The organism is Cellulomonas sp. ICMP 17802 (genome assembly GCF_041295535.1).
Classification (GTDB): Bacteria; Actinomycetota; Actinomycetes; order Actinomycetales; family Cellulomonadaceae; genus Cellulomonas.
This window is the reverse complement of sequence record NZ_JBGFQZ010000010.1, coordinates 38,936-52,419: the sequence shown is the minus strand read 5'-3', so window position 1 is coordinate 52,419 and position 13,484 is coordinate 38,936. Positions and strand designations below refer to the sequence as shown.

14 protein-coding genes are annotated in these 13,484 nt (G+C 74.8%); 8 read left to right on the top strand and 6 right to left on the bottom strand.

Annotated features, from left to right (window positions below):
• Position 1 precedes the first annotated feature (1 nt).
• Together AB5970_RS10330 and AB5970_RS10325 are read left to right on the top strand one after the other, a co-directional pair.
• A complete protein-coding gene (locus AB5970_RS10330) occupies positions 2-1,318 on the top strand; it encodes a sensor histidine kinase (RefSeq protein WP_370503849.1) in 1,317 nt (438 codons plus the stop codon).
• Positions 1,319-1,378: 60 nt separating this feature from the next.
• Positions 1,379-1,942, top strand: coding sequence for a DUF1992 domain-containing protein (locus AB5970_RS10325; RefSeq protein ID WP_370503848.1), 564 nt, complete (start codon positions 1,379-1,381; stop codon positions 1,940-1,942).
• Positions 1,943-1,945: 3 nt separating this feature from the next.
• Here AB5970_RS10325 and AB5970_RS10320 read toward each other — a convergent pair whose 3' ends face one another.
• The 4 genes from AB5970_RS10320 to AB5970_RS10305 all read right to left on the bottom strand — a co-directional run bounded on the left by AB5970_RS10320 (position 1,946) and on the right by AB5970_RS10305 (position 5,226).
• The gene (locus AB5970_RS10320) at positions 1,946-2,170 is read right to left on the bottom strand and encodes a hypothetical protein (RefSeq protein WP_370503847.1); all 225 of its coding nucleotides are present in this window, start codon (positions 2,168-2,170) and stop codon (positions 1,946-1,948) included.
• Positions 2,171-2,232: 62 nt separating this feature from the next.
• Entirely contained in the window at positions 2,233-3,726 is a 1,494-nt protein-coding gene (locus AB5970_RS10315; protein WP_370503846.1) for an MDR family MFS transporter, read from the bottom strand.
• A 140-nt stretch (positions 3,727-3,866) separates the two neighbouring features.
• Entirely contained in the window at positions 3,867-4,202 is a 336-nt protein-coding gene (locus AB5970_RS10310) for a YciI family protein (RefSeq protein ID WP_370503845.1), read from the bottom strand.
• Between the two features lie 88 nt (positions 4,203-4,290).
• Positions 4,291-5,226: a DNA-3-methyladenine glycosylase family protein gene (locus AB5970_RS10305; protein WP_370503844.1), complete on the bottom strand. Its 936-nt coding sequence runs from the start codon at positions 5,224-5,226 to the stop codon at positions 4,291-4,293.
• A gap of 68 nt (positions 5,227-5,294) precedes the next feature.
• On the opposite strand from AB5970_RS10305, the gene AB5970_RS10300 reads away from it, so the two are divergent.
• Positions 5,295-6,170 carry a DUF72 domain-containing protein gene (locus tag AB5970_RS10300; RefSeq protein WP_370503843.1) on the top strand — a complete coding sequence of 292 codons (876 nt, stop codon included), beginning with the start codon at positions 5,295-5,297 and terminating at the stop codon, positions 6,168-6,170.
• A gap of 218 nt (positions 6,171-6,388) precedes the next feature.
• On the opposite strand, the gene AB5970_RS10295 is transcribed toward AB5970_RS10300, so the two are convergent.
• The gene (locus tag AB5970_RS10295) at positions 6,389-6,757 is read right to left on the bottom strand and encodes an RNA-binding S4 domain-containing protein (protein WP_370503842.1); all 369 of its coding nucleotides are present in this window, start codon (positions 6,755-6,757) and stop codon (positions 6,389-6,391) included.
• 258 nt (positions 6,758-7,015) lie between these two features.
• On the opposite strand from AB5970_RS10295, the gene AB5970_RS10290 reads away from it, so the two are divergent.
• Positions 7,016-8,254, top strand: a complete 1,239-nt coding sequence (locus AB5970_RS10290) for an amidohydrolase (RefSeq protein ID WP_370503841.1) — start codon at positions 7,016-7,018, stop codon at positions 8,252-8,254.
• A 398-nt stretch (positions 8,255-8,652) separates the two neighbouring features.
• Here the strand turns inward: AB5970_RS10290 and pgi are convergent, their stop codons facing one another.
• The gene (gene pgi / locus AB5970_RS10285; RefSeq protein ID WP_370503840.1) at positions 8,653-10,323 is read right to left on the bottom strand and encodes a glucose-6-phosphate isomerase; all 1,671 of its coding nucleotides are present in this window, start codon (positions 10,321-10,323) and stop codon (positions 8,653-8,655) included.
• Between the two features lie 95 nt (positions 10,324-10,418).
• On the opposite strand from pgi, the gene AB5970_RS10280 reads away from it, so the two are divergent.
• Genes AB5970_RS10280 through AB5970_RS10265 form a run of 4 tightly spaced genes read left to right on the top strand, consistent with a single transcriptional unit; the run spans position 10,419 to position 13,484 of the window.
• Entirely contained in the window at positions 10,419-10,739 is a 321-nt protein-coding gene (locus tag AB5970_RS10280) for a hypothetical protein (protein WP_370503839.1), read from the top strand.
• 1 nt (position 10,740) lies between these two features.
• Entirely contained in the window at positions 10,741-11,628 is an 888-nt protein-coding gene (locus tag AB5970_RS10275; RefSeq protein ID WP_370503838.1) for a PfkB family carbohydrate kinase, read from the top strand.
• 60 nt (positions 11,629-11,688) lie between these two features.
• Positions 11,689-12,831, top strand: coding sequence for a sensor histidine kinase (locus AB5970_RS10270; protein ID WP_370503837.1), 1,143 nt, complete (start codon positions 11,689-11,691; stop codon positions 12,829-12,831).
• Entirely contained in the window at positions 12,828-13,484 is a 657-nt protein-coding gene (locus tag AB5970_RS10265) for a response regulator transcription factor (RefSeq protein ID WP_370503836.1), read from the top strand. The genes AB5970_RS10270 and AB5970_RS10265 overlap by 4 nt, the downstream gene beginning before the upstream one ends.

The window sequence follows — 13,484 nt, the reverse complement described above, 5'->3', positions numbered from 1 at the left end:
CATGGCGGGAGCTCGCCGCGGCTCGTCGCTGCGGCTGCGGCTGACCCTCCTGGCGTCCGGGGCGGTGTGCCTCGCGCTCGTCGTGGGGGCGATCGCGCTCACGGTCGTCCTGCGCAGCACGCGCGTCGACGCGCTGTCCGACGTGGTCCGCGAGCGGGCCGCGACGGTGGCGGCGCTGGCGTCCGACGACCGGCTGCCCCAGACGCTGCCGGTGGCCGAGCCCGGCGAGATCGTGCAGCTCATCGACGCGGACGGCGCCGTGCTGGCCACGTCGCCCAACGCCAGCCGGACGCTGCCCGTGCTCCCCGCGGACGTGCTCGCCGGGCTCAGCGGGGTCACCACCACCGAGCAGAGCGCGTACGACGACCTCGCCCGGGTGGCGGTGCGGACGACGACCTACCGCGGCGAGCCGGCCACCGTCGTCGCGACCGTGCCGCTCACCGAGGTGCAGGGCGTGCTCGACGCGCTCCGGCTCGCGCTCGTGGTCGTGGTGCCGCTGCTCACGCTGGCCCTCGGGGTCGGGGTCTGGCTGATCCTCGGCCGCGCGCTGCGGCCCGTCGAGGAGCTCCGCCGGGGCGCCGCCCGGGTGGCCTCGTCGGGCGGGCCCGGGTCGCTGCCGGTGCCGCCGCGCGACGACGAGCTGGGCGCGCTGGCCCGCACGCTCAACTCGATGCTCGACCGGCTCGAGGCCGGGGCCGCGCGCCAGCGGGCCTTCGTCGCCGACGCCGCGCACGAGCTCCGGTCCCCGCTGGCGGCCCTGCGGACCAGCATCGAGGTCGCGCGCGCGCACCCGGCGTCGTACGGCACGGACGAGCTCGCCGCCGACCTCGAGGGCGAGGTGCTGCGCATGCAGGTGCTGGTGGACGACCTGCTGCTGCTCGCCCGGGTGGGCTCGACGCCGCTCGCGCACGACGTGCTCGACCTCGGCGCCGTGGCCCGCGACGTCGTCCGGCCCGGCGGCGCCGTGGCCGTCTCCGTCACGGGATCGGGCACGGCGCGCGGCGATGCCACGGCCGTCGGCCGGGTGGTGCGCAACCTCGTGGACAACGCGTCGCGGCACGCGGTGGACCGGGTCGAGGTGGTCGTCTCCGACGGGCGTGTCCGCGTCGACGACGACGGCACCGGGCTCGCGCCGGCCGACCGGGAGCGCGTGTTCGAGCGGTTCGTGCGGCTGGACGAGGCGCGCGAGCGGGACGCGGGGGGTAGCGGGCTGGGGCTCGCGATCGCGCGGGAGATCGCGCGCGAGCAGGGCGGCGACGTGGTGCTGGGCGACGCCGAGCTGGGCGGCCTGCGCGCGGAGCTGCGGCTGCCGCGCTGACGTGCGGCGGCGGGCGCGCTCGTCGTAGTTTGGGTGGGCGACGACCACCCGGAGGTGACGATGCCCGAGCACGACCCGGTGCGCGACGCCGCCCGGTACCGCGTGGAGCGTGACGCCGCGGGCGACGGCGAGCCGCCCGCCGACCGGCCGGACGGCCCCCCGCAGGCGGCCGGGCGGATGGCGAACCGGCACCTGTGGGTCGACGTGGTGATCGACCAGGCGATCGCCCGCGGGGAGTTCGACGACCTGCCGCTGGCCGGCAAGCCCATCCCCGGGATCGGCACGCAGCACGACCCCGACTGGTGGCTCAAGGCGCTGATCGCGCGCGAGCAGATCACCGGCGTGCTGCCCGAGGCCCTGCAGCTGCGCAAGGACGACGCGGCGCTGCCCGATCGCCTCGACGCGCTGCGCACCGAGCAGGAGGTGCGCGACGCGCTGACGGAGTTCAACGCCCGCATCCTGTCGGCGCGACGTCAGCTGATGGGTGGTCCGCCCGTGGTCACGCCGCTGCGCGACGTCGAGGTCGAGGTCCGGCAGTGGCGTGTCCGCAGGACGCCGCCGGTCGTGGCCGCCGAGCCCGACGAGCCGAGCCCGAGGCGCCGGTGGTGGCGCCGAGGGGGCTGACGGTCAGCGGTCCTCGAGGGCCGGCAGGATCGTGGTCGGGATGGCGAAGGCCAGCGCGATCGACACGATGCCGCCCGCGAACACCCACGGACCCCAGTCGCCCACGTTGAAGGCGATGGTGAACAGCCCGAGGCCGAGCACGAACAGGATGGCCGGGAAGACGATGGCCAGGGCGCGACCGGGGGTGCTCGACCCGTCCTCGCGACGCTCGATCACGGGGTAGCTCATGGACGTCCTCCTGCTGTGCTGGCGGCCCCCGGCGTCGGATCCACCGGGGGCCACCAGACTAGTCAGTGCGCGAGGGCGTCGGCATGCTCGTCCGCCGGGGCGCCGTGCGGCGACGAAGCCGCGCGCACGAAGAACGCGGCGGGGATGGCCACCAGCGAGATGGCGGCGCCCACCAGGAACGCGGAGTGGATGCCGCCCGCCATGGCGTCGACCGGGCCGGACCCGCCGGCCGCGAGCGTCGCGCTCTGCGCCGTGAGGACCGTGACGAACAGCGCCGTGCCGGCCGCGCCGGCGACCTGCTGGACCGTGCCCACCACGGCGCTGCCGTGCGAGTACAGGTGCATCGGCAGCGACCCGAGGGCGGACGTGAACAGCGGCGTGAACATGAGGGCCAGCCCGGCGCTGAGCAGCACGTGCGCGGCCAGCAGCAGCCACGGCGAGCTCGTCGCGCCCAGGAGGGTGAACCCCCAGGCTCCGGCGCTGACCACGACCGCGCCCGGGACGAGCAGGGGCCGGGGACCGTACCGGTCGTACGCGCGCCCGACGCTCGGCGCGAGCAGGCCCATGAGCAGGCCGCCGGGCAGCAGCAGCAGGCCGGTCTGGAGCGCCTCGAGGCCGAGCACGTCCTGGGCGTAGAGCGGCACCAGGATCAGCGTCCCGAACAGAGACATCATGCTGATCGCCATCACGCCGACCGAGATCCGGAACGTCGACGACCCGAACGTGCGCAGGTCGAGCAGCGCGTCGTCCACCTTCTGCAGCTGCAGCTGGCGCCAGACGAACGCCACCAGGCACAGGGCGCCCGCCCCGAGCGACACCCAGGTCGTCGTCGAGACGCCCGTCGTCGCCGCGGCGCCGAGCCCGCTCAGGCCGTACACGAGGCCGCCGAACGCCACGGCCGACAGGATCACCGAGCCGATGTCGACGCGCGCGGTCCGGGGCTCGGTGAGGTTGGGCAGGCGCATCGCACCGAGCGCCAGCGCGCTGACGGCGATCGGCAGGACCAGCGCGAACAGCCACCGCCAGTCGAGCACGCTGAGCACCAGCCCCGAGATGGTGGGGCCGATGGCCGGCGCGACCGAGATGACGATCGAGATGTTGCCCATGGTGCGGCCGCGGCTGGCCGGCGGGGTGACCGTCATGACCGTGGTCATGAGCAGCGGCAGCATGATCGCGGTGCCGCTGGCCTGGACCACGCGGCCGGCGATGAGCATGCCGAACCCGGGCGCGAGCGCGCAGATCGTGGTGCCGATGCTGAACAGCGTCATCGCGGTGAGGAACGTCGTGCGGGTGGTGAACCGCTGGATCACGAAGCCGGTCACAGGGATGACGACGGCCATCGTCAGCATGAACGCCGTGGTCACCCACTGGGCCGTGCTCGCCGGGATGTCCAGGTCGGTCATCAGGTGGGGGAGCGCGACGCCCATGATCGTCTCGTTGAGGATGACGACGAACGTCGAGATGAGCAGCAGGCGGACCGCGAGCCGGTCGCGCGGACCGTGGTCGGGCGCGTCCGACGGCGGGTGGGTGGTGGTGGTCAGGGTCTCGTCGGTCACAGCGGTGCACCTCGGGCGTGGGAGGGAAGGGTGTGGCGCGGCCGACGGTGCTGACGGTGCCGGCGCGGACGGTACGGACAGTGTGGGTGGTGCGACGGCACCGGGTCGACGTCTTTCGCGGTGAGAAGAACGCGGCTGCCTCAGATGCCCAGCGGCCAGGTGGCCCGCACCTCGATGCGCCCGAAGCGGGCCATGGGGTGGGCGGCGGCGCGCTGCAGCGCCTCGTCGAGGTCGGCGCACTCGAGCACGTCGAAACCCGCGATGTGCTCCTGGGTCTCCGCGAACGGGCCGTCCGTGACCAGCAGCTGCGACGAGCGCACCCGCACCGTGCGGGCGTCCTCGACCGGTCGCAGCCGGTCCCCGACCACGCTCAGGCCGCGGCGGTCGTTCTCCCCGACCCAGTCGACGATGTCGTCTTCCTCGGGACGGTACGGCTCGGCCTCGGGGTCGTCGCAGATGAGCAGCAGGAAACGCATGGGTCCTCCAGGTCGTCGGGTTGTTCGATCCTTCACCTGGTGGACGAACCGCGCCGCCGCAGATCGACACGATCGGACGAGCAGTTTCTCAGCGCAGCGGCCGGGCGCGCGGGGCGCGGGGTCCGAAGCGGGGTGCGTTGGCCGCCTGCGTGAGCTCGAGCAGCCGGATCACCCGCTGGCGGTGCCCGGCCCACGGCTCGAGCAGGGTGAGCATCCCGGGGTCGTCGGTCCGTCGGCCGGTGAGCGCCCAGCCGACCAGGTGCGCCAGGTGGAAGTCGCCGACCGAGACCGCGTCGGCGTCCCCGAGCGCCCGGGACGCGATCTCCGCGACGGTCCACGGCCCGATGCCGCGGACCGTGAGCAGCCGTCGGCGCGCCTCGTCGAGGGGCAGGTGCGCACCCTCTTGGAGCCGGCGCGCGACGGCCGCCGCGCGGAGCACGGTGCCCGCCCGCTGCTCCTCCACGCCGGCCCGCCGCCAGTCCCACACGGGGACGGCGCGCCACACTTCCGCGGTGGGCGGCACGCGCATCGTCGCCGGAGCGGGACCCGGCGCGGGCGTGCCGTGCTGCAGGACGAGGCGCCGCCAGGCGGCCTTGGCGTCGAGGCCCACCACGCGCTGCTCCAGCACGGCGGGCACCAGCGCCTCGAGCACGTTGCCCGACCGCGGGATCCGCAGGCCGGGCAGGCGGCGGTGGGCGTCGCGGACCACCGGGTGGCGCGCGGCGTCGAAGCCCGTGGGGTCGTCGCCGGCGCCGAGCAGGTCCGGGACGCCCGCCAGCGCGCGCTCCGCGCCCGGTCCCCACGCGCTGACGTGGATCCCGTCGCTGCGGCGGACCAGGTGCCGCGTGGCCGGGCCGTCGGCCGTCGTCGTCGCCTGCCAGACGCCGCCGTCGCCGGCGAACACCCAGACCGGGTCGCCCGCGCCCCGCCGCAGCGGGCCGAGCGTCAGCCGCAGGTCCACCGGAGCGGCCGGCCGGTAGACCGACGCGAGCCGCGCCTGGTCGTCGGTCGCCGTGGTGGTCACGCCTCCACTATGCGCTGCCCCGACCGGGACGCGGCGCCACGACGGGCCGCGCACGGCACACTGCCTGCATGACGATCCGCTCCGGGATCTCCGGCTGGCGCTACCCACCGTGGCGCGGCGTGTTCTACCCGCCGAAGCTCCCGCAGCGCCTCGAGCTCGAGTACGCGTCGCGACGGCTGACGTCGATCGAGGTCAACGGCTCGTTCTACGCGCTGCAGCGGCCCGAGAGCTACACCAGCTGGGTGGCCGAGACCCCCGACGACTTCGTCTTCTCGGTCAAGGGCCCGCGGTTCGTCACCCACCTCAAGAAGCTGTCCGACGTCCGCGTGCCCGTCGCGAACTTCTTCGCGTCCGGGGTCCTCGCGCTCGGGCCGAAGCTGGGCCCGATCCTCTGGCAGCTCCCGCCGAACCTCGGGTTCGACGCCGGCCGGCTCGCCGCGTTCTTCGACCTCCTGCCGCGCAGCACGGCCGCCGCCGCGCAGCTGTCGACCGAGCACGACGAGCGGCTGGACGGTCGCGCCTGGACGACGACCGACGCCGACCGGCCGCTGCGCCACGTGCTCGAGGTGCGGCACGCGAGCTTCGAGGTGCCCGAGTTCGTCGAGCTGCTCCGGGCGCACGGCATCGGGCTGGTGATCGCCGACGCGGCCGGGCGCTGGCCGGTGATCGAGGACGTCACGGCCGACCTGGTGTACATCCGCCTGCACGGCGAGACCGAGCTGTACGCCAGCGGGTACGACGACGAGTCCCTCGACCGCTGGGCCGGCAAGGTCCGGGCCTGGGCGGCCGGCGGCGAGCCCGCGGGCGCGCGCACCCTCTCCGGGCCGGCGGCGCCGTCGGACGGCCGGGACGTGTTCGTGTACTTCGACAACGACACCAAGGTCCGCGCGCCGTACGACTCCCTGGCGCTCGCGGCCCGCCTGGGGCTGACGCCCGCGCAGTAGCCCCGCGAGCGGCCTACGCCCGCCCCGGCGTGGGATCTGGCCCGCTGCCGGCGCGTGTCGTCGCGGACAGCTCAACCGTTTCTGCGCGAGAACGAGGGTTCGGCACGAGATCGCGGGTCCGGACCCTCGTTCTCGTGCCGAACCCGCGTTCTCGCCCCCGACTCCGATCGTCCGGCGCTGCGCGCCGCTGGCGCGCGAGTCCTGCTGGCCTCCCCGGGTCAGCGGCCCTTGAGGCGCTGGATCAAGCGACGGTCGCGCTTGGTGGGGCGGCCGGCGCCGCGGTCGCGCTCGCCCGGGACCACGTGCTCCTTGGGCAGCGGCGCGGGGGAGCGGTCGAGGTAGCAGGCCACCGCGACGGGGGCGCCGACGCGCTTGACCACCGTGCGCTGCACGATGACGATCCGCTCGCGCTCACCGCCGCGGACGTGCACCTCGTCGCCGGGCACCACCATCGTGGCCGGCTTGGCGCGCTCTCCGTTGACCCGCACGTGGCCGGCGCGGCAGGCGGCGGCGGCCGCGGACCGGGTGGCGAACAACCGCACCGCCCAGGTCCACGCGTCCACGCGCGCCCGCGTCACCTCCGCCACGCCTCGAGCCTCTCACGATGCCGTCCGAGGCCGACGACCCCAGCTTCGTCGCGACCACTCCGCCGCGACCGTGCTCCGAGGCGACCGTGCTCCGCCGCGACCCTGCTCCGCCGCGACCATGTCGTTGGCGGTGCCATGGCGGCGAATGAGGCGGTCAACCACATGGTCGGCGTGGAGGGCCGGGACGTCGTCGGCGGACGGTGGCCGGTCCGGGTCGTGGTTGCGACGGTCGGCGATCGGTCGACATACGGTGGAGCGATGACCACCACCTCTCCCCAGGTCGTCGCCGTGACCGGCGGCTACGTCGTCCCCGTCGTCTCCGATCCCGTCGACGGAGGCACCGTGCTCATCGTCGACGGGCGCATCACGGCGGTCGGCGCCGACGTCAAGGTGCCGGACGGTGCCCGCATCGTCGACGCGACGGGCCGCTGGGTGCTCCCCGGGTTCGTCGAGTCCCACGGGCACGTCGGGCTGCACGAGGAGGGCGAGGGCTCGGCCGGCAACGACACCAACGAGATGACCACGCCCAACGCGGCGGCGGTGCGGGCGATCGATGCGATCAACATCGACGACGAGGGCTTCCGCGACGCGCTGGTCGGCGGGGTCACGTCGATCGTCGTGAAGCCGGGCTCGGGCAACCCGATCGGCGGGCAGTCCGTGGCGATCAAGGCCTGGGGCGGGCGGACGGTCGACGAGCAGGTGATCTCGTCGGCGGTGAGCGTGAAGTCGGCGCTCGGGGAGAACCCGAAGCGCGTGTACGGCGAGCGCAAGCAGACCCCGTCCACCCGCCTGGGGACCGCGCTGATCATCCGCGAGGCGTTCACGCGGGCGCAGCACTACATGGCCGCTCGGGCTGCGGCGGCGACCAAGGGGGAGCCGTTCAAGACCGACCTCGCGCTGGACACCCTGGCCCGGGTGCTCGACGGCGAGCTGGCCTGGGACCAGCACACCCACCGGCACGACGACATCGCGACCGCGCTGCGGCTGGCGGACGAGTTCGGGTACCGGCTGGTGATCAACCACGGCACCGAGGCGCACAAGATCGCCGACGTGCTGGCCGAGCGGGACATCCCGGTGATCTTCGGACCGATGTTCACCACCAGGTCGAAAGTCGAGCTGCGCGACCGGGCCATCGCGAACCTGGCCACGCTCGCCGCCGCGGGTGTCCGGGTCGCGATCACCACGGACCACCCGGTGGTGCCCATCAACTTCCTCGTCCACCAGGCCACGCTCGCGGTCAAGGAGGGACTGCCGCGCCAGACCGCGCTCGAGGCGCTCACCGTGAACCCGGCGACGTTCCTGCGCCTGCACGAGCGCGTCGGCGCGCTGGCACCCGGGCTCGACGGCGACGTCGTCGTCTGGTCGGGCGACCCGCTCGACGTCATGTCCCGCGCGGAGCACGTGCTCATCGACGGCCGAACGGTCTACACGTGGGACGCCGACGCCGGCCGCGGGGTCGTGGTGGAGCGCGCGGCGCGCTTCACGGAGCCGAGCTAGCCGCGCGCACCCCGCCAGGTCGACCCGAGCGGTCGAACCCGTGAAGGGTCTGTTCCGCCGGCGCGACGATGACACGCAGGTGAGCCCGGGCGGCGGGAGCGGTGATCCCGCGCCCCGCCGATCGCCGGCTCGGCCGGACGGCTCGCGTGAAGAGTCCGTTGCGCTGAGCGCAACCAACTCTTCATGCGAGGGTCGATCGACGGGTCCAGGACCTCGGGCGCCGACGACGTCGTCCCGCTGGCCCTCGCGAGAGCCGATCGGCAGGGTAAGCACCTCACGCGCGGACGACGTCGTCCCGTCGGGCCTTCACGCGAGGGCCGATCGACGCGCCTGGGACCTCGCGCGCCGACGACGTCGTCCCGCCGGGCAGGACGACGTCGTCGGCAGGCGGCCGGACGTCAGTCGCGCAGCTCGAGGTACTTGCTGATCAGCGCGCGCGTCGACGGGTCCTGCGTGGCCAGCGCGGCGGCGTCGCCCTGCACGGCCGGGGCGATCTCGAGCGCGAGCTTCTTGCCCAGCTCCACGCCCCACTGGTCGAACGAGTCGATGCCCCACACCACGCCCTGCACGAAGGTGATGTGCTCGTACAGCGCGATGAGCTGGCCCAGCACGGACGGGGTGAGCGACGCGGCGAGGATCGAGGTGGTCGGGCGGTTCCCGGAGAACACGCGCGCGGGCACGATGTCCTCCGCGGTGCCCTCGGCGCGGACCTCGTCGGCGGTCTTGCCGAAGGCCAGGGCCTTGGTCTGCGCGAAGAAGTTGGCCAGGAACAGCCCGTGCACGTCGACCCCGCCGTCCTCCAGCGGGTGGGCGGGGTTGGCGACCGCGATGAAGTCGGCCGGGATGAGCCGCGTGCCCTGGTGGATGAGCTGGTAGAACGCGTGCTGGCCGTTGGTGCCGGGCTCGCCCCAGAACACCTCACCGGTCTGCGTGGTCACGGGGGTGCCGTCCCAGCGGACCGACTTGCCGTTGGACTCCATGGTCAGCTGCTGCAGGTAGGCCGCGAACCGGTGCAGGTACTGGGCGTACGGCAGGACGGCGTGGGTGTGCGCGCCGAGGAAGTTGACGTACCAGACGTTGAGCAGGCCCATGAGGACCGGCACGTTCTGCGCGAACGGCGTCGTGGCCACGTGCTGGTCGACCGCGTGGAAGCCGGCCAGGAACTCGCGGAAGCGGTCGGGCCCGATCGCGATCGCGAGGGACGTGCCGATGGTCGAGTCGACCGAGTAGCGGCCGCCCACCCAGTCCCAGAAGCCGAACGCGTTGGCGGGGTCGATGCCGAACGCGGCCACCTTGTCGAGCGCGGTGGAGACGGCGACGAAGTGCTTGGCGACGGCGGCGTTGCGCGACTCGTCGTCGGCGGCCGTGCCCAGCTGCTCCCAGAGCCAAGCCCGGGCCAGGCGCGCGTTGGTGAGCGTCTCGAGCGTGCCGAACGTCTTCGACGCGACGATGAACAGCGTGGTCGTGGGGTCGAGGCCCTTGACGGTCTCCGCGAGGTCGCTGGGGTCGATGTTGGAGACGAACCGCACCTCGAGGCCGTCCTGCACGTACGGCTTGAGCGCCTCGTACGCCATGACCGGGCCGAGGTCGGAGCCGCCGATGCCGATGTTGACGACCGTCCGCACCCGCGAACCGGTGACGCCGGTCCACTCGCCCGAGCGCACCTTGTCGGCGAAGGCGAACATCTTCGCCAGCTCGGCCTGCACGTCGGCGTCGACGTCCTGACCGTCCACCGTGAGCGACGGCGACGCGCCGGGCGGCCGGCGCAGCGCGGTGTGCAGCACCGCGCGGTCCTCGGTGACGTTGATGTGGTCGCCGCGCAGCATCGCCTGCAGGCGGTCCGCCAGCCCGACCTCGTCGGCCAACCGCACCAGCAGGGCGAGGGTCTCGTCGGTGACCAGGTTCTTCGAGAGGTCGACCGTGAGGTCCGCCAGGGGGAGCGTCAGGCGTGCCGCGCGCTCGGGGTCGGCCGCGAACCAGCCGCGCAGGTCGGGCGTCAGCGTCGACTCGTGGACGCTGAGCTCCTGCCAGGCGGTCGTGGTCGTGGCGTCGATGGGCTGCGTGGGCACGGTGATCCCTCTCCGGAGCTGGATGGTGGCTGGGTCCACCGTATTGCGCGGGCGCGGCCGCTCGCACGGCGCGTCCGCCGCCTAGGGTGTGCGCCATGTCCCGGATCCCAACCGCCGTGATCGCCGCCCTGACCTTGGTCCTGGGTTTCGCCGTCGCCGAGCTCACGGACGTCCGCGCCCTCGGGGGCGTCGTGCTGGTGGTCGGCGTGCTCTGGTGCGCGGTCCGTGCGCGGTCGGCGGGCTGGTGGCGGGTCGCGGCGGTCGTGCTGGTCGGGGCCGTGTGCTTCGCCGGGTCGCACCTGCTCGGGCACGTGATCGGCGCCTGGCCCGCCGTCGCGGTGGCCGCCCTGGTGCTCGGTGCGGCGACGTTCGCCCTGGTGGACCGGCCGGCCGGGCAGCCCGCGCGCGTGGCCTGACATGCCGTTCCTCGTCTGCTGCGGCCTGGCCACCCTCGACGTGGTCCAGGTGGTCGACCGGCTGCCGGGGCCGGACGAGAAGGTGGTCGCCCGGAACCTCGCCGTGACGTTCGGCGGCCCGGCGGCCAACGCGGCGGCGACCGCGGCCGCCCTCGGGGTGCCGACCCGGCTCATGACGGCCCTGGGCACGGGCCCGGTCGCCGACCTGGTCCGCGACGGGCTCGAGCGGGCGGGCGTCGAGGTGCTGGACCTGCTCGACGGACGCCCCGGCACGCCCGCCGTCTCGACCGTCCTGGTCACCGGGCCGACGGGGGAGCGCGCGGTGGTCTCGGTCAACGCGACGGGGACGGCGGACCTGCCGACGCCGGACCCCGGCGCGCTCGACGGCGCGACCGCTCTGCTGGTCGACGGGCACCACCTCGAGGCCGGCACCCGGCTCGCGAGCGTCGCGCGCGGACGTGGCGTGCCCGTGCTGCTGGACGGCGGCAGCTGGAAGGCCGGGCTGGACCGGCTGCTCGCGGTCGTCGACCACGCGGTCCTGTCCGCGGACTTCGCGCTGCCCGACGGGCCCCGGACGACCGACGACCTGCTCACCCGGGTCGCGGCGCTCGGACCGGGGACGGTCGCCCGGTCGGCCGGCGCGGGCCCGGTCCGGGTCCGGGTCACGACGCCGGACGGGGGTGCCGCGTGGTCCTCGCTGGACCCGGCGGCGGTGGCCGCGGCCGAGGTGGTCGACACGCTGGGCGCGGGCGACGTGCTGCACGGGGCGACCGCCGCGGGCCTGGCCCGCGGCCTCGCCCTCCTCGACGCGCTGGCCGACGGCGTCCGGTGCGCGTCCGCCTCGGTGCGGTACCCGGGAGCGCTCGGGTGGGTGGCCGACCGCGCGTGACCCGCGGGGTCGGCCGTTCGGCCGACCCGCACCGGCCCGGCCCGTGCCTAGGCTGCACGCGTGATCCCCGACGCCCTCCGTCCGCTGTGGACGGCCCCTCGACCGCCGGGCGCGCCCGCGCGGGTCTGGCGGGACTGGGTGCTGGTGGGGTTGCTCGTGCCGACCGCGGTGCTCGAGGCCCTGCACCGCGCGGACGTGACGTGGCGCCCGATCTCGGCGGTGCTGACGCTCGTCGCGGTGCTCGCGCTGCTGTGGCGGCGCACCCACCCGCTCGCGGTGGTGGTCGTCGTGTTCGGGGGGCAGGCGGTCGTCGACGTGATCGGCCTGGCGGCCGGCGTCGGGCAGCTGGGCCTGTACACGTCCGCGTGCGTGCTCCTGCTGCCGTACGCCCTGTGCCGCTGGGGGAGCGGGCGCGAGGTCGTCCTGGGCCTGGGCGTCGTCGCGGTGTCGGGAGCCCTCGGGATCGCGGGCGAGTGGACCAACGTCGGCGACGGGGTGCTCGAGGTCATGGTCGTCCTCGTCCCCGCGGGGATCGGCGCGTGGGTGCGGTACGGCGCCACGTCGCGGCTGCGCGAACAGGACAGGGTCCGGGTGCGCGAGCGCGAGCAGCTGGCGCGGGAGCTGCACGACACGGTGGCCCACCACGTGTCCGCCATCGCGGTCCGCGCGCAGGCCGGCCGCGTCGTGGCGGCGACGGACCCCGAGGCGGCCGTCGACGCGCTGCGGCTCATCGAGACCGAGGCCTCGCGGGCGCTCACCGAGATGCGGCTCATGGTGGGCGCGCTGCGCGACGGCACGGCGCCCGCGCTGAGCCCGCAGCAGGGCGTCGCGGACATCGAGCGGCTCGCGCGGGCCGTCGGTGGGCCGCCGAGGGTCGAGCTGGCGCTGGTGGGGGACCTGGACGACCTGCGGCCCGCCGTGGGCGTCGCGCTCTACCGGCTCGCCCAGGAGTCCATCACCAACGCGCTGCGGCACGCGCGGCACGCGTCCCTGATCGACGTGCGGGTCGAGGGCGGCGACGACTGCGTGCGGCTGACGGTCGTCGACGACGGCGACGCCCCGGTCCGGGGCGGGAGCGGGTACGGGATCGTCGGCATGACGGAGCGCGCGGCGCTGCTGGGCGGGACGCTCGACGCCGGACCTGGCGCGGAGCGGGGCTGGACGGTGGCCGCGGTGCTGCCGAGGGAAGGGGCGGTGCGGTGACGATCCGCGTGCTGGTGGCCGACGACCAGGAGATCGTGCGCACGGGCCTCGCGATGATCCTCGACGCGCAGCCCGGCATCGAGGTGGTCGCGCAGGTGGCCGACGGGCGCCAGGCGGTGGCCCGGGCGCGCGAGCTGCGGCCCGACGTGTGCCTGCTCGACATCCGGATGCCCGAGATGGACGGCATCGAGGCGACCCGCCGGCTGGCCGGGCCGGACGTCGCCGACCCTCTCGCGGTCGTCGTGATCACCACGTTCGACCTCGACGAGTACGTGCACGGCGCGCTCAAGGCCGGCGCCCGCGGGTTCCTGCTCAAGGACGCGGGGCCCGAGCTGCTGGTGCAGGCGGTGCACGCGGCCGCCGCGGGCGACGCCCTGATCGCGCCGAACGTGACGGTCCGCCTGCTCGCCGCGTTCGCCGCGGGCGGCGACGGACGGCCGGCGGCGCAGCCCGTCGCGCCGCTGACCGGCCGCGAGGAGGAGGTGCTGGTCACGGTGGCGCGGGGGAGGACCAACTCCGAGATCGCCGACGAGCTCCACATCAGCCTGGGCACCGTGAAGACCCACCTCGGCAGCCTCATGGACAAGCTCGGCGCGCGGAACCGGGTCGAGCTGGCGATGTGGGCCTACGAGACCGGCCGGATGGGTCGCTAG

Coding starts and splice junctions, on each gene's coding strand:
- AB5970_RS10290 (WP_370503841.1), top strand. CDS start 7,016: ATGACCACCACCTCTCCCCAGGTCGTCGCCGTGACCGGCGGCTACGTC.
- AB5970_RS10280 (WP_370503839.1), top strand. CDS start 10,419: ATGTCCCGGATCCCAACCGCCGTGATCGCCGCCCTGACCTTGGTCCTG.
- AB5970_RS10300 (WP_370503843.1), top strand. CDS start 5,295: ATGACGATCCGCTCCGGGATCTCCGGCTGGCGCTACCCACCGTGGCGC.
- AB5970_RS10310 (WP_370503845.1), bottom strand. CDS start 4,202: ATGCGTTTCCTGCTGCTCATCTGCGACGACCCCGAGGCCGAGCCGTAC.
- AB5970_RS10330 (WP_370503849.1), top strand. CDS start 2: ATGGCGGGAGCTCGCCGCGGCTCGTCGCTGCGGCTGCGGCTGACCCTC.
- AB5970_RS10320 (WP_370503847.1), bottom strand. CDS start 2,170: ATGAGCTACCCCGTGATCGAGCGTCGCGAGGACGGGTCGAGCACCCCC.
- AB5970_RS10275 (WP_370503838.1), top strand. CDS start 10,741: ATGCCGTTCCTCGTCTGCTGCGGCCTGGCCACCCTCGACGTGGTCCAG.
- AB5970_RS10325 (WP_370503848.1), top strand. CDS start 1,379: ATGCCCGAGCACGACCCGGTGCGCGACGCCGCCCGGTACCGCGTGGAG.